The sequence below is a fragment of the Actinoallomurus liliacearum genome (genome assembly GCF_039542035.1).
GTDB lineage: Bacteria > Actinomycetota > Actinomycetes > Streptosporangiales > Streptosporangiaceae > Actinoallomurus > Actinoallomurus liliacearum.
Genome location: NZ_BAABHJ010000023.1, coordinates 495,564 through 510,185, shown reverse-complemented (window position 1 = coordinate 510,185; position 14,622 = coordinate 495,564). Strand labels below are relative to the sequence as shown.

Below are 14,622 nucleotides of genomic sequence, written 5' to 3'. Positions count from 1 at the left end.
CGGGGTCGCGTCCGGCGGTCAGAACCCTGTCGCTGTCGTCGGGCGAGCCCCCGGAGGCTTCCGCCTGCGCCTTACCTGAAGCGGCAGTCGATCCGAGTAAGCCCGATGTGAACCGGAGCCGTCAATATTCTTAAGAAGCTTTCTTGTTAATTGGATCGCGGCTCCGGCGGACCGCTCGTCAGTGCGTAGACCACACGTTGTCCGCTTTGACCGGAAATTCGGTTCGAGCGGCCCGAAACCCGGCTCCTCAGTCGACGTTCCGGACGTTCAGCCCCGGATGGTCCGGATCGATGTGCCAGCTGTTGACGCGCCGGGGATGGATACGGATCACCTCATTGCTGAAGAAGCCCGGCGCCAGCGGCGGCTCCTCGACGGCCAGGGTCTCGGCGCGGCCCCGGATCTCGACGCCGCGACCCCAGCCGGGCCGGACCGCCCCCGGCTCGTCGGGGGTCATGTCGTCGACGACGAACGCCACCACGGGGTTGGCCTGGGCGTTGCGGTACTTCTGGCTGGCGCTCAGGTTCGGCCCGCCGATGTCGATCGTGTCGTCCTCGTTGAGCCGGAAGCCGACCGGCCGTACCTGGACGGCCCCGTCGGCGGCGACGGTCGCCAGGCGGCCGAGGTTCTGTCCGGCCAGATACGCGCGTTCCCTGTCAGTGAAGATCATGACTCCCGAGGCTAGGACCTCGACCAAGGTTGAGGTCAATCAGGAGTCGCCGCGCCAGCGGCCGATGAACACGTACCAGAGGTAGCCGCCCGTCTCGCGGACGATGTAGTGGAACTGAGTGTCCCGGGTGCCGACGGTGGGCCCGCTGCGGGTCGGCGAGGTGACCGCCTTGATCCCGTTGTCGTCGGCCATCGTGCGGGAGCGCAGCGCGTGCCAGGGGTCGGTGACGATGACGGCGGTGTGCCATCCCTGCCGCTTGTACTCCTTGCCCACGTCGATCATGCTCTGCAGGGTGTCGCTGCCGCTGCGCACCGCCACGATCCGGTTGTTCGGCACGCCGTGCTCGTTCAGCCACGCCTTGCCGGTGCCGGCCTCGGTGTAGTTGTCCCCGGGCCGGTTGCCGCCGACCGTGACGATGTGCGGGGCCACGCCCTCGCGGTACAGCTTCAGGGCGTGCGTCAGCCGCCACTCGAGCACGGCCGAGGGCTTGCCGTTGTACTGCGCCGCGCCGAGCACGATGATCGCGTCGGAGTGCCGGTGGTCGTCCTGCCGGGCGACGTACCAGACGCGGAACCCGGCGAACAGCGGCGTACCGATGATCAGGACGAGCAGCAGGTAGACCACCCGCCGCACCCACCGCCATCCGGAACGCCGGCGCGGCCGGGGTTCGGTCGCGCCGCCGCGCTCGGCCGCGTCCGGGCCGCCGCCGTCGAAGTCGTCCGGGCCGCCGCCGTCCACGTCGTCCGCGGCGCGCCGGTTCGCGTACTCCCGTGGCGGCTCGAGCACGCTCGTCCGGTCGTCCTGGGGGTTCTCTTCGTCGCGTCCGCGACGGGGCAGGTCCTGCCGCGTGGGGTCGGGCCGCCACTGCGGCAGGTCGTTGCGGGTACGCGCCGGTTCGGCCGGGACACCCGAGGTGTCCCGGCCGAGCTCGACCGTGGGCTCGCCACGGTCAGGTCGTTCGGTGATCGCTCCTCCGTCTCGCACGACCCGTTAGACGCGGTCGGCCGGGTCGGTGGTTCAGCGACTGTCACTCTCTGATGACTGTATAGCCGCCCGGCCCGCCTCCAGCCGCGCGACCGGGACCCGGAACGGCGAGCAGGACACGTAGTCCAGGCCGACCTCGTGGAAGAAGTGCACCGAGTCCGGGTCGCCGCCGTGCTCGCCGCAGATGCCCAGTTTGAGGTCCGGGCGGGTCTTGCGGCCCTCCTCGGCGGCCACCCGGACGAGCCGTCCGACGCCGTCGACGTCGAGGGTCTCGAATGGGGACACGCCGAAGATGCCCAGCTCCAGGTAGCGGCTGAAGAACGCCGCCTCCACGTCGTCGCGGGAGAATCCCCACGTCGTCTGGGTCAGGTCGTTGGTGCCGAAGGAGAAGAACTCCGCCGCCTCGGCGATCTGCCCGGCCGTGAGCGCGGCGCGCGGCAGCTCGATCATGGTGCCGATCGGCGCCTCGACACCGACCTCGCGCAGCACCTCCTCGGCCTGGTCGCGGATGAGCTCGAGCTCCTGGACGGCGACGACCAGCGGGATCATGATCTCCGGGTGCGGGTCGCGGCCGGCGGCCTTCTGCTCCGCGGCCGCCTCGGCGATCGCGCTGACCTGCATGGCGAACAGGCCCGGGATGACGACGCCGAGCCGTACGCCCCGCAGGCCGAGCATCGGGTTCTCCTCGTGCAGCCGGCGTACGGCGTCCAGGAGGCGGCGCTCGTCGTCGGAGGCCTCGCCGGTGGCCACCTTGACCGACAGCTCGGTCAGGTCGGGCAGGAACTCGTGCAGCGGGGGATCGATCAGCCGGATCGTCACCGGGCTGCCGTCCATCGCCTCGAAGATCTCGGCGAAGTCCTGCTTCTGCAGCGGCTTGAGCGCGTCGAGGGCGGCCTGCCGGTCCTTCTCCGTCTCGGCGAGGATGAGGTCCTCGACGAGCTGCCGCCGGTCGCCGAGGAACATGTGCTCGGTGCGGCACAGCCCGATCCCCTTCGCGCCGAACCGCCGGGCCCGCGAGGCGTCGGCGGCCGTGTCGGCGTTGGCGCGTACGTCGAGGCGGCGACGCGTGTCCGCGTGGGTCATGATCCGGTGCACGGACCCGACCAGCTCGTCGCCGTCCTCCACGGACAGCGTCCCCTCGAAGTACTGGACGACCGGGGAGTCGACGACGGGGACCTCGCCGAGGTAGACCGCGCCGGAGGACCCGTCGATCGAGAGGACCTCGCCCTCGGAGATCGTCACGCCGCCGGGCCCGGTGACCTTCCCCGCCCGTACGTCGACCTCGAGCTCCTCGGCGCCGCAGACGCAGGTCTTGCCCATGCCACGGGCGACGACGGCTGCGTGCGAGGTCTTGCCGCCGCGGGAGGTGAGGATGCCGCGCGCGGCGATCATGCCGTCGAGGTCGTCGGGGTTGGTCTCGCGGCGGATGAGGATGACGTCCTCGCCCTGCTCGGCGAGCTCGACGGCGCGGGCGGAGGTGAAGACGGCCTTGCCGACCGCCGCGCCGGGCGAGGCGTTCATGCCCTGGGCGATCTTCTCGGCCTGCGCGTCGTCGGCGAAGCGCGGGAACATCAGCTGGACGAGCTGGTCGCCGGTGACCCGGCTGACCGCCTCGTCCTCGTCGATGAGCCCCTGCTCGACGAGCTGGCAGGCGATGCGGAACGCCGCGGCGGCGGTCCGCTTGCCGACGCGGGTCTGCAGCATCCACAGCTTGCCGCGCTCGATGGTGAACTCGATGTCGCACAGGTCGCGGTAGTGGTTCTCCAGCGTCTCCATGATCTGCAGGAGCTCGTCGTAGGAGCGCTTGTCGATCTGCTCCAGGTCCGCCAGCGGCACGGTGTTGCGGATGCCGGCGACGACGTCCTCGCCCTGGGCGTTCTGCAGGTAGTCGCCGTAGATGCCCTGGTGGCCGCTCGCGGGGTCGCGGGTGAAGGCGACGCCGGTGCCGGAGTCCATGCCGAGGTTGCCGAAGACCATCGCGACGATGTTGACCGCGGTGCCCAGGTCGGCGGGGATGCGCTCCTGACGGCGGTAGAGGATGGCGCGCGGGGCGTTCCAGGACTCGAACACCGCCTTGACCGCCAGGTCCATCTGCTCGCGCGGGTCGGTGGGGAAGTCACGGCCGGCCTGCTCGCGGACGATCCCCTTGAACGTCTTTACGAGATCCTTGAAGTCGGCGGCGTCGAGGTCGAGATCGTTGCCGATGCCTTTCGCGCGCTTGGCGTCCTCGAGGGCGTTCTCGAAGTGCTCGCCGTCGATTCCCAGAACGGTCTTGCCGAACATCTGGATGAGTCGCCGGTAGGAGTCCCAGGCGAACCGCTCGTCCCCGGCGTGCTCGGCGAGCCCGTGCACGGACTCGTCGTTCAGGCCGACGTTGAGGACGGTCTCCATCATGCCCGGCATCGAGAACTTGGCGCCGGAACGCACGCTGACCAGCAGCGGGTCGTCGGCCTGTCCCAGGCGCTTACCCATCTGCCGTTCGAGCGCGTCGAGGTAACGGTCGATCTCCGCGTCGAGGCCGTCCGGAACGGCTCCGTGCTCGAGGTAGTGCCGGCAGGCCGCGGTCGTGATGGTGAAGCCCGGCGGAACGGGGAGGCCGAGATTGGTCATCTCGGCCAGGTTCGCGCCTTTGCCCCCCAGCAGATCTTTCAGGTCCTTGTTGCCCTCGGTGAAGTCGTACACGTACTTCGGCATGGGAGACTCTTTTCCCTCCGGTCCACGCTGAATGCGGCGACTCTACCCAGCTCTCGGTGAAACGATCGTCACTGTCAGCGCTCATCGATCTTTGCGCAGGTCAGCACCGGTGTAGTGGTCTATTCCAATACCGACATTCCCCCCATTTCGCCCCAATAGCCCTCGGCGCGGAGCGCGCAGGTGCAGACGCTGCCACGGCTGCGGGATGATGTGCGGATGAGGCCTGTGACCAATCCCGGGGCTGGTGAGGCGTTCGCGCCGATCGCCGATTACGGGTTCCTGTCCGACACCGAGACCACCGCGCTGGTGGCCCCGAGCGGCAATATCGAGTGGATGTGCCTGCCGCGCATGGACTCCCCGAGCGTGTTCGGCTCGCTACTCGACCGCGACGCCGGATACTTCCGCGTCGGGCCCGCGGGCATCGAGGTGCCCGCCGCCCGTCGCTATATCCCCGGCACGATGGTGCTGGAGACCACCTGGTGGACGCCGGGCGGCTGGCTCGTCGTCCTCGACGCCCTGCTCATGGGCCCGTGGCATCACGAGGACCAGCGGTCCCACACCCATCGCCGCACCCCGACCGACTATGACGCCGACCATGTGCTGCTGCGCGTCATCCGCTGCGAGAACGGCCAGGCGCAGGTGCGCCTGGACTGCATGCCGATCTTCGACTACGGCCGGAAGAGCGCCAAGTGGGAGCACACCGGCGTCGGCTACCACGAGGCCGTGGCCAAGGGGAACGGCATCGATCTGCGGCTCACCAGCGACCTGAACATCGGGTTCGAGGGCTCCCTCGCCACCGCCCGTACGCTCCTGAAAGAGGGCGAGAGCCGGTTCGTGGCGCTGTCGTGGAGCGAGCACCGGCCGCCGCAGTCGTGCGACGAGGCCCAGGAGCGGCTCACCTGGACCGTCCACCACTGGCAGCACTGGCTCGACCGGGGCCGCTTCCCCGACCACCCCTGGCGGGCGCACCTGCAGCGCAGCGCGCTCACGCTCAAGGGCCTGACGTACGCGCCGACGGGCGCCGTCGCGGCGGCGGCGACCACCTCCCTGCCGGAGGCGCCGGGTGGTGACCGCAACTGGGACTACCGCTACACCTGGATCCGCGACTCGACGATGGCCCTGTGGGCCTTCTACACGCTGGGCTTCGACTGGGAGGCCAACGACTTCTTCCACTTCATCACCGACGTCGCCGAGGCCGCGGGCGGCCACCTGCAGATCATGTACGGCATCGACGGCCGCGCCGAACTGGAGGAGTCCACACTCGACCACCTCCACGGGTACGACGGCGCGCGTCCCGTGCGCATCGGCAACGGCGCGTACGTCCAGCAGCAGCACGACGTCTGGGGCGCGATCATCGGCTCCATCTACCTGTACGTCCGCAAGCGCGACCGGCTCGACGACCGGCTGTGGACGATAATCGTGAAGCAGGTCGAGGCCGCTCTCGAGCACTGGCGCTTCCCCGACCGCGGCATGTGGGAGGTACGCGGCGAGCCGCAGCACTTCACCTCGTCCAAGCTCTTCTGCTGGCTCGCCGCCCACCGCGGCTCCCAGCTCGCCCAGATCCGCGGCGACCACGAGCGGGCGGAGCGCTGGCAGCGGGCCGCGGACGAGATCCACGCCGACATCCTCGAGAACGCCGTCGACGAGCGCGGCGTCTTCGTCCAGTACTACGGCACGAAGTCGCTCGACGCGTCGGTGCTGCTCATCCCGATGCTCGGCTTCCTGCCCCCGGACGACAAGCGGGTCCGCGAGACGGTCTTCGCGATCGCCGACGAGCTGACCCAGGACGATCTCGTGCTGCGCTACCGGGCCACGGAGACGGACGACGGGTTCGACTCCGAGGAGGGCACGTTCACGATCTGCTCGTTCTGGCTGGTGTCCTCGCTGGTACTGATCGGCGAGTTGGAGCGTGCCAAGGCCATGTGCGAGAAGCTGCTGTCCTACGCCAGCCCGCTTCAGCTGTACGCCGAGGAGATCGACGCGCACAGCGGCCGGCACCTGGGCAACTTCCCGCAGGCGTTCACCCACCTGGCGCTGATCAACGCGGTGATGCACGTCATCCGCGCGGAGGAGGAGCTGCGCGAGGTCCCCCGTATCTGACCGCCCAGAAAAGCCGAATCATCGAACATAACAGACACAGCAAATAGCGAGAAAGGCCTGAGTTGCGGCCATAAGCGGGCATTGACCCGTGCGACGGTGAACCCTACCGTTCAGTAACGGCCCCGCCAGGCCCCAGCGGAACCCGGTGCCGGTTCCCCCCTCCCGGCACCGGGTGACGCCAAAGTCAGTCCGCCCTCTCCATGACGAGCGCGACCGGCGTCGCCGTGAACACGCTCGACCAGGTCCCGACGAGGATCCCGGCCAGCAGCGCCACCGCGAAGTCCGTCAGCGAGTCGCCCCCGAACAGGGCGAGCGCCGCCAGGATGAAGATCGCTCCCATGCCGGTGTTGACCGTACGCGGCACCGTCTGCAGCGCGGCGCGGTTCGCGACCCGGGCGAACGGGGCGTCCGGCTCCGCCGACCGCAGCTCCCGGATCCGGTCGAAGACCACGACCGAGTCGTTCACCGAGTAGCCGATGATCGTGAGCAGCGCCGCGAGGAAGATCCCGTCGACGGGCCTGCCCGTCCAGGCGAACAGCCCGGTGACGATGACGACGTCGTGCAGCATCGCCAGCACCGCACCGGCCCCGAACGTCCACCGGAACCGGATCGCCAGGTAGACGAGCTGCCCGCCGAGCGCGGCGCCAAGCGCGATCACCGCCTTGTTCCGCAGCTCACTGCCCATGCTCGGCCCGACCTTCTCGTCGCGCTACTTGGTCACGGTCCCGCCGTCGCGCCGGAGTGCCGCCTCGATCCGCCGTTCCTGCTGGTCACTGAGGTTCTGCGTACGGACGGACACGCCGTCCTTGCCGGACGCCTGGACGACGGCGTGCGGGAACCCTGCGTCCGACACGACCCGGCGCGCGGCGTCCGCGCCGACCGGCCGGCTCGTGGAGTACTCGACCAGCCGACCCCCGGTGAACTCCACCCCGAGGTTCAGTCCGCGTACGGCGATCCCGGTGATCGCCAGCAGCACCGCGGCCGCCGAGACCGACAGCCAGAGACGGCGACGCCGCATCAGGTCCGGGTTCCGCCGCTCGATCCACCGCCGAACCCGCCCGGCACCGGCCAGCCCCGTCAGCGACGGGCGCGCGGCGACGGCCCGCCAGCCGGTCGCCCACTCGGCGAGCACCCGCGTGACCAGCAGCGCCGACACGAACGAGGCCAGCACACCGATCGACAGCGTGACGCCGAACCCGCGGACCGGCCCCGAGGCGAGGTAGAACAGCAGGCCGGCGGCGAGCAGGGTCGTCATGTTCGAATCCGCGATGGCCGACCAGGCGTTGCGGAACCCCCGGGTCAGCGCGGACCGCACTCCCCTACGCGGCAGCGCGGCGTACTCCTCCCGGGCCCGCTCGAAGACCAGCACGTTCGCGTCGACCGCCATGCCGATGGCCAGCACGAACCCGGCCAGCCCCGGCAGCGTGAGGGTGGCGCCAATCGCGCTGAGCACGGCGTACGAGATCAGCGCGTACGAGGCGAGCGCCACCGTGGCGACCACGCCCATCAGGCGGTACATCCAGATCACGAACAGCGCCGTGAGCAGGACCCCGATCACCGCGGCGCGGGCGCTCGCGTCGATCGCCTCCGCCCCGAGGGTCGGCCCGACCGTACGCTGCTCGGCGACGCCGACCGGCACCGGCAGCGCCCCGCCCTGGATCAGCGCCGCGAGGTCCTTGGCCTCCTTCTCCCCGAACCGCCCGGTGATCTGCGTCGATCCACCGGTGATGCCGGTTCCGCAGCGTACGCCCGGGTCGACCTGCGGCGACGAGATGACCTTGTCGTCGAGGAGGATGGCGACCCGGCGCGCCGGATCACCCGGTTCGGCGCAGGCCGCCTTCGCGGTCAGCCGCTGCCACGCCGCGTCATGGCGGAAGCCGACCGAGACGAACCAGCCGCGCAGGTCCTGCGGATCGAACCCGGCCTGCGCCCTGCCGACCTCCTCCCCGGTCAGCGCGACGGACCCGACCCGCAGCGGCCGCCCCATCTCGTCGGGCATGGCCTGACCGCCGCTGGACACCACCGGCCGGAAGGACAACTGCGCGGTACGCCCGATGACCTCCATGGCCTGCCGGGCGTCCTGGACGCCGGGCAGTTCGACGATGATGCGCTGATCGCCGGAGCGGGTCAGCGTCGGCTCCGACAGCCCGAGGGCGTCGATCCGCTTGCGCAGCACCTCCACGGCACGGTCGGTGGACCCCCGATCGGCCTTCGCGTACGGGGAGTCGTGGGTCTGCAACACGATCTGAGTGCCTCCGCGCAGGTCCAGTCCGAGACGCGGAGACGTGGTGAGGGCGATGAGAACTGAGGCGGCGATGATGGCGAACGCCAGGAGCGCTCGCACCGCCGTGGCACGAGAAATGGAATGCCTCCATACGGGCCGGCCCGGATGACCGGGCCATGATGGAACCCCGCCGTGCCCGTCAGGCCCGGCGGGATAAGGATCAGGAACCCGTGATGGAGGGCGGCCCGCGCCCGCGCGGAGTGAGCGGCGCCGTCCCACCCGGCGCCCGCACCGCATCGACGACCGTCCCGACCAAGCGCCGGTCGGCCCCGGCCGCCACCCGCCCGGCGAGAACCACCGGACCGGCCGACGCGGTATGTGCCGGCGACGAGACACCCGTCGCGACCCGAGCCCGAGGCGCGCCGCCCTTGGCGGCGAGTACGACGCCACTGGAAACGCTCGCCGCCGTGGCATACGCCGACCCGGACACGGCCGCGACCATGACGGACCTAGCCCCAGAGGCACCGGCCGCCGTAACGCCCCCGGAGACATCGGCCGGTCGGGTATCGCCCGCCGACCGGTCATCGACCGCCGGCTGCGGATCGGCCACCAGCCAGGCCGCGGCCGTTGGTTGGGCATCGACCACCGAGACTGAGACGGTCGCCGCCGGGATGGCCGCGGACGCGTGCGCGGCGATCGCGGGGTCGACGGCGAACCCCAGAATGCCGAAGAGAAGGAGCAGCATTCGGAGGCCGCGGGTCATGCGTTCGTTCACACCCGCCCCTCCGCTGCCGGTGATCTTCCCGCGCCCACCGTAACCGATGCAGCCCGTCTGCCTCAGTCGACCTCGTACAAGGTATCGAGGCCGATCAACGCGATGCTGTCCGAATTGTCCTGCAACCGTTCGTCGAAGCCGATCCCGCTGTAGCAGGCGAGGACGGTGTCGCGAACGTCGTACCCTCGGCCGCCCAGCAGGTCCCGGGCCCGGCGCAGACGGTCGACGTGCCGGACGCCCATCGCCTCACCCCACTTGCACTCGCCGAGGGACAGGACCCGGCGCGGCTCACCGGGGATCGCGGGTCCCAAGACGACGACGTCCACCTCGATTTGTTCACGTCCCCCGCTCACCACCCCGGCACCCACATCGCCGGGGAGATCGCCGAAGAAGCGGCTCGGCGCGAGCATTGCGAACTCGCGGCACATCTGCTCGAAATGCGGCCCTACGACCTGGGAAGAGAAGCGCGGCGCGGCGTCCGCCCAGATCGGCCCGGCTCGACCGCTCTCCAGCAGACCCCACCGTGGACGCATCACGACCTCATAGAAAACGATCAGCGGTTCGGCGATGCGGTAGCGGGATCGTCCGCGCCGGAACAGATCCGCGTCCCGGCGAATCAGGCAACTGTCCTCCAGAACGTTGAGGTGGTGCCCGATGTCGGCGGCCTTTCGGCCGATGTAACCCGCGATCCCGCCCCTGGTGTTGTTACCGCTCGCGACGGCGGCAAGGATCGAGTGATAAAGGGCGGTGTCGCGGACGTCGGCCTCCTCCTCCAGGAGGTAGCGCGCTTCCCGGAACAGCGGTGTTCCGGGGTCCAGCACGGTTTCAAGGACCCAATCGTCGAAATCATCGAGACCGTCCGGACTCCGGTCGTTGACGAATCTGCGGTAGGCCGGCGTACCTCCCACGATCGCGTGCAGCAGCACCGCGAGCCGCGGCCCGGTAACTCCCCAGAAGCGCGCTGCCAGCGGGTACTCGAAAGGTCGTAGGACGAGTTCGAGGTTTGCTCGGCCGCGCAGCGGTGCGCTTCCTCCGAGCAGCCCGCCCATCACCGACATCGCGGAGCCACAGAGCAGTATCGAGATCGGGGTGTGCCGCGACACCCCGCGATCCAGCTCTCGCTGCAGGATCGAGGGCAGGGCGGGTGACGCCTTGCAAAGGTACGAAAATTCGTCGATGACCACCGGTCCACGGAGGGAAGCGGCGACGGAAAAGAGATAAGTGACCGCTTCGTCCCACCCGGTGAACCGCAAGGGTACGGGCGCATCGAGATATTCGGACAGTGCGTTCGCGAAGAGCGCCAGCGATTCGGTCTCGGTCGCCTCTGTGGCGCCGAAGTAGAAGCCGTCACACTCTCGTGTGAGGGCCTCCAGCAGGTAAGTCTTCCCCTGCCGCCGTCGACCGCTCACCACTCCGAGCTGCGGCCGATCCGGCTCCCGGGAGACGAAGGCCGCCAGGTGACGCCACTCGTAATCCCGATCGAACAGGTGGTCAGGCTTCGCGATCATCCCTGCTCCAGAATGGAGGAGTGTGGTTCGTCGAAGTATAGTTCGACGAACCGTACTCCTACTTATCTGCGGCCGGCGAGCCGGGAGGGATTGGTCACGTCCTGACGCCGCGCGGTGACGTCACCGCATCGGCGGATGCGTCGCGGTCGCCGACGACGGCCCACACCGTCCTGCCGCCGTCATCATGCAGCTTCCAGCCCCAGCCGTCCGAGTGCGCCTTGACAGCTGGGAGGCTCCGGCCGTCCGTCCGCGCGGCCTGGCGATCCGGCGATGTCTCGCTCGTGTCCCACACCTCGATCAGCACGGCGCCGTCCCGACGTGACAGGGTGATGTCGACGGCGTCGCTGACCTGCATCGCGTTCTCGACGAGTTCGGCGGCGATAAGTCGCACCGTAGCGAGCCTTTCCCGCATATTCCAGGCGGCGAGCGCGATCTCTGACAGTTGATTCGATTGTTCGACGGCGACCGGATGCGGTGGGAGCGGGAACCAGAACGCGTGACGCTCCGGCTGCCCTGCCGCGATCGAACGCGGCGGGAGCGAAGGCCGGTACACGCCGTCCTCCGTCGGCCGCGCCGTCTCGCCGCCCTCCGCTTCGATGCCCGATGTAGCCGACATTCCGCCGCCCTCCGCGCTCCGACTCGGTCCGGGAAGCAGGCACGGCTTCCCTGATTGCGTGACTACGCTCACATGTTCGGTTACGCTTTGCGACGAACCGCGGCACACCGCGGTACAACCCCACGACCCGACAGCCCGAACCTGGACGCGGTTGACCCCCGGAGGCCCGCCATGGTGGCACGACGCGACCCATACGAATCCCCCGCGATCCGCGCATTCGCCGCGGAGCTGGAAGCCTGGCGCTGCGACGCCGGGCTTTCCAAGGTCGAGCTCGCCGAGACGCTCGGCTACACGCCCCAACTGATCGGCCAACTCGAAGCGGGCAAGAACATCCCCTCGAAGAAGTTCGCCGAGGACACCGACACGTACTTCAAGACCAACGGGCTGTACGTCCGGCTCTGGAAGCTGATCAACGACACCCGCCACCTCGCCGCCCTACCACCCGGCTTCTCCGACTACGTCGCCCGCGAGTCGGAGGCGTCGATGATGCACGTCTTCGAGCCCAACATGGTCAAAGGGCTCTTCCAGACCCCGGAGTATGCCTACGAGGTGCTGAGGTCCGGTCGCACCGAGGAGGAGACCGAGCAGCTCGTCGCCAAGCGCATGGAGCGTCAGGAAACTCTGCGCCGACCGGCACCGCCCCGCGTCGTCGCCATCCTCGACGAGGGGGTCATCCGCCGTGTGATCAGCGACCCACAGGTCATGCGGGGGCAAATCTGTCGCCTTATCGAGGAGGCGGGACAACCCCACGTCACCCTGCAGATCGTCCCGAGCAGCGCAGGCGCGTATCCCGGCCTCATGGGAGCCTTCACGATCCTGGGCTTCGACGACACCCCCGACCTCGTCTATACCGAGGGCCACGTGGGCGGCCAGGTCATCGCCGACGGGGCAACGGTTCGAGAGTACGCGCTACGCTACGACCTGATCAGGGGCGCGGCAATGTCCGCTGACGAGTCCCTGAAACTGCTGCACGAGGTATTGGAGAGCCTATGAGCACACCAAGCCCGTCGACCCCCACTTGGCGGAAGACCAGCCGCAGCACCAACACGGAAGGCGACTGCGTCGAGATCGCCGCCTGGCGGAAGAGCAGCCGCAGTGGCGATACGGGCGGCGACTGCGTTGAGATCGCCGCTCTGATCTACGTGCCCCGCCACGCGGAGCCTGAGTCGAGGTAACCCAGCACTGATTCACTGAGCCCCTGTCCCTACCGGACGGGGGCTCTTCGCTTGGCGGGCTCGGAGGTCACGTGTGGTCGGCCGCGTGGAGGCCTGCCAGGGCGGCGGCGGCGAAGGCGGCGAGGGCGTCGTCGGAGTGGGCGGGGCGCCAGACGACCGAGGTGGACCAGGTGAGGCGCGGCTCGTCGATCGGCCGCCAGACCAGGCCCGGGGGCAGGGCGCCCGCGGGAGGCTCGTTCAGGTGGACTCCCAGGCCGGCCAGGACCAGGCCGTGCACGAACTGCGGGTTGCGGGCATGACGGATCGCGCCCGGGAGGAACCCGTTGTCGCGGCAGGTCGCCAGCATGTGGTCGTACAGCCGAGGCGCCATCTCCCGAGGGAAGATCACCAAGGGTGAACCGCTGAGGACGCGGAGCCGTACGACCTCATGCTCGGCCGCGTGGTGCCGCTCGGGGAGGATCACGCCCAGTCTCCGGTGCACGACCGGGCCCGAGATCAGCCCCACCGTGTCGCACGGATGGCGGACCAGGCCCACGTCCAGCTCGCCCTCGCGCAGCTTGGCGAGCTGCGCCTCGGTGGTCAGTTCGTGGAGTTCGAGCAGGACGTCGGGGACACGTTCGGCGAACGTCGTCACGAGGGTCCGCAGCGTCAGCGGCACCGTGTCGGGCGGCACCCCGGCGCGGAGCACCCCGGCGGCGCCCGGACGGATGCGGCGCATCGCCTCGCGGGCCGCCTCGCTGCCCTCCAGGATCGGACGGGCGTGTTCGAGCAGCAGCGCCCCGGCCTCGGTGAGCCGGACGCGCTGCCGGGTCCGGTCGAAGAGCGTGACACCGAGTTCGCGTTCGAGATCGCGGATCCGCTGGGAGAGCGGGGGCTGGGCCATGTGCAGGCGTTCGGCGGCCCGGCCGAAGTGGAGTTCCTCGGCGAGGACGACGAAGTAGCGAAGGTGCCGCAGCTCCACTGATGAACCATATCGTTCCGATATGACGGCCGGTCGTTATTGATGTTGGCCTCTTCGGCACCTCCCCTGTTTGTATCCCGGCAAATGTCTTCGACGACGCCGGGAGGAACCCCCATGAACGAAGATCCGGCCAAGACCGTCCTGCTGGACCGTGACGGCCCCGTCGCGCTGATCACGTTGAACCGGCCGGCGAAGCTGAACGCCTGGACCGCGGCGATGCGGGATCGGCTCATCGAACTGCTCGGTGCGGCCGCCGTGGATCCGGATGTACGCGCCGTCGTGCTCACCGGAGCGGGCCGCGCCTTCTGCGCGGGTCAGGACCTGCAGGAGACGGCGGCGATCGACCCGGACGACCATGCGGCCTCCGACGCCTGGATCGACGGGTTCGACCGGCTGTACCGGGCCGTCCGCGACATCGACAAGCCGACCATCGCGGCCGTGAACGGGGTGGCCGCGGGCTCGGGGTTCCAGTTCGCGCTGCTGGCCGACCTGCGGGTCGGGCACCGGGAGGTGCGGATGGGGCAGCCGGAGGTGCTGTCCGGGATTCCGAGCATCACCGGGATCTGGGCGATGTGGGACGTCCTCGGGCGGGCCAGGACGACGGAGCTGGCCCTCACCGGCCGGCTCGTCGACGGCGAGGAGGCCGCGCGGCTCGACCTGCTGACCAGGCTCGTGGCCGCCGACCAGGTCCTGGCCTCCGCCGTCGAGCAGGCCCGCGAACTGGCCGAACTCCCACCCGGCGCGCTCGCCCTGACCAAGGGACGGCTGCGCGAACTCGACGACGACGCGCTCACCGCCTCCGTACGGGCCGCCAAGAAGGTGCACGCCGCGGCGTACGCCACCGGGGAGCCGCAGCGGGAAATGGCCAGGTTCCTCGCCGGCCGCCGCCGCTGACCGCCACCGACCTTTTGGAGCGTC

At 69.6% G+C, this 14,622-nt stretch carries 12 protein-coding genes and 1 pseudogene; 4 read left to right on the top strand and 9 right to left on the bottom strand.

Annotation, left to right across the window (positions count from 1 at the left end; genetic code table 11):
* Nucleotides 1–247: 247 nt before the first annotated feature.
* The 3 genes from ABD978_RS30495 to ppdK are packed head-to-tail and all read right to left on the bottom strand — an operon-like array spanning nucleotide 248 to nucleotide 4,345.
* A complete protein-coding gene (locus tag ABD978_RS30495; RefSeq protein ID WP_345362368.1) occupies nucleotides 248–667 on the bottom strand; it encodes a PPOX class F420-dependent oxidoreductase in 420 nt (139 codons plus the stop codon).
* Nucleotides 668–706: 39 nt separating this feature from the next.
* Nucleotides 707–1,651, bottom strand: a complete 945-nt coding sequence (locus ABD978_RS30490; RefSeq protein ID WP_345362365.1) for a YdcF family protein — start codon at nucleotides 1,649–1,651, stop codon at nucleotides 707–709.
* A 33-nt stretch (nucleotides 1,652–1,684) separates the two neighbouring features.
* Nucleotides 1,685–4,345 (bottom strand): pyruvate, phosphate dikinase, encoded by a 2,661-nt coding sequence (ppdK, locus tag ABD978_RS30485; RefSeq protein WP_345362362.1) that lies wholly within the window; start codon nucleotides 4,343–4,345, stop codon nucleotides 1,685–1,687.
* Nucleotides 4,346–4,561: 216 nt separating this feature from the next.
* Between ppdK and ABD978_RS30480 the strand changes: the two genes are divergently transcribed.
* Nucleotides 4,562–6,445, top strand: coding sequence for a glycoside hydrolase family 15 protein (locus ABD978_RS30480; RefSeq protein ID WP_345362359.1), 1,884 nt, complete (start codon nucleotides 4,562–4,564; stop codon nucleotides 6,443–6,445).
* Between the two features lie 184 nt (nucleotides 6,446–6,629).
* Here the strand turns inward: ABD978_RS30480 and secF are convergent.
* From secF to ABD978_RS30455, 5 genes and pseudogenes are all read right to left on the bottom strand, one after another.
* Nucleotides 6,630–7,139, bottom strand: a pseudogene (gene secF, locus ABD978_RS30475) (protein translocase subunit SecF); the annotation flags it as partial.
* Between the two features lie 15 nt (nucleotides 7,140–7,154).
* Entirely contained in the window at nucleotides 7,155–8,789 is a 1,635-nt protein-coding gene (secD, locus tag ABD978_RS30470) for a protein translocase subunit SecD (protein WP_345362356.1), read from the bottom strand.
* Between the two features lie 100 nt (nucleotides 8,790–8,889).
* Nucleotides 8,890–9,444, bottom strand: a complete 555-nt coding sequence (locus tag ABD978_RS30465; RefSeq protein WP_345362353.1) for a hypothetical protein — start codon at nucleotides 9,442–9,444, stop codon at nucleotides 8,890–8,892.
* 62 nt (nucleotides 9,445–9,506) lie between these two features.
* Nucleotides 9,507–10,952 (bottom strand): ATP-binding protein, encoded by a 1,446-nt coding sequence (locus ABD978_RS30460; protein ID WP_345362350.1) that lies wholly within the window; start codon nucleotides 10,950–10,952, stop codon nucleotides 9,507–9,509.
* Nucleotides 10,953–11,046: 94 nt separating this feature from the next.
* Nucleotides 11,047–11,505 (bottom strand): ATP-binding protein, encoded by a 459-nt coding sequence (locus tag ABD978_RS30455; protein WP_345362347.1) that lies wholly within the window; start codon nucleotides 11,503–11,505, stop codon nucleotides 11,047–11,049.
* Between the two features lie 234 nt (nucleotides 11,506–11,739).
* On the opposite strand from ABD978_RS30455, the gene ABD978_RS30450 reads away from it, so the two are divergent.
* Both ABD978_RS30450 and ABD978_RS30445 read left to right on the top strand, forming a co-directional pair.
* Nucleotides 11,740–12,561 (top strand): helix-turn-helix domain-containing protein, encoded by an 822-nt coding sequence (locus tag ABD978_RS30450; RefSeq protein WP_345362344.1) that lies wholly within the window; start codon nucleotides 11,740–11,742, stop codon nucleotides 12,559–12,561.
* Nucleotides 12,558–12,743: a DUF397 domain-containing protein gene (locus ABD978_RS30445; protein ID WP_345362341.1), complete on the top strand. Its 186-nt coding sequence runs from the start codon at nucleotides 12,558–12,560 to the stop codon at nucleotides 12,741–12,743. The genes ABD978_RS30450 and ABD978_RS30445 overlap by 4 nt, the downstream gene beginning before the upstream one ends.
* A 67-nt stretch (nucleotides 12,744–12,810) precedes the next feature.
* On the opposite strand, the gene ABD978_RS30440 is transcribed toward ABD978_RS30445, so the two are convergent.
* Nucleotides 12,811–13,704 carry a LysR substrate-binding domain-containing protein gene (locus ABD978_RS30440; RefSeq protein WP_345362338.1) on the bottom strand — a complete coding sequence of 298 codons (894 nt, stop codon included), beginning with the start codon at nucleotides 13,702–13,704 and terminating at the stop codon, nucleotides 12,811–12,813.
* Nucleotides 13,705–13,818: 114 nt separating this feature from the next.
* On the opposite strand from ABD978_RS30440, the gene ABD978_RS30435 reads away from it, so the two are divergent.
* Nucleotides 13,819–14,598, top strand: coding sequence for an enoyl-CoA hydratase/isomerase family protein (locus tag ABD978_RS30435; RefSeq protein ID WP_345362335.1), 780 nt, complete (start codon nucleotides 13,819–13,821; stop codon nucleotides 14,596–14,598).
* The last annotated feature ends 24 nt before the right edge of the window (nucleotides 14,599–14,622 follow it).

What these genes read in the sequence shown, in the direction of transcription:
- ABD978_RS30495 (WP_345362368.1), bottom strand. Translation starts at nt 667, where the DNA reads ATGATCTTCACTGACAGGGAACGCGCGTATCTGGCCGGACAGAACCTC.
- ppdK (WP_345362362.1), bottom strand. Translation starts at nt 4,345, where the DNA reads ATGCCGAAGTACGTGTACGACTTCACCGAGGGCAACAAGGACCTGAAA.
- ABD978_RS30480 (WP_345362359.1), top strand. Translation starts at nt 4,562, where the DNA reads ATGAGGCCTGTGACCAATCCCGGGGCTGGTGAGGCGTTCGCGCCGATC.
- ABD978_RS30460 (WP_345362350.1), bottom strand. Translation starts at nt 10,952, where the DNA reads ATGATCGCGAAGCCTGACCACCTGTTCGATCGGGATTACGAGTGGCGT.
- ABD978_RS30450 (WP_345362344.1), top strand. Translation starts at nt 11,740, where the DNA reads ATGGTGGCACGACGCGACCCATACGAATCCCCCGCGATCCGCGCATTC.
- ABD978_RS30445 (WP_345362341.1), top strand. Translation starts at nt 12,558, where the DNA reads ATGAGCACACCAAGCCCGTCGACCCCCACTTGGCGGAAGACCAGCCGC.
- ABD978_RS30435 (WP_345362335.1), top strand. Translation starts at nt 13,819, where the DNA reads ATGAACGAAGATCCGGCCAAGACCGTCCTGCTGGACCGTGACGGCCCC.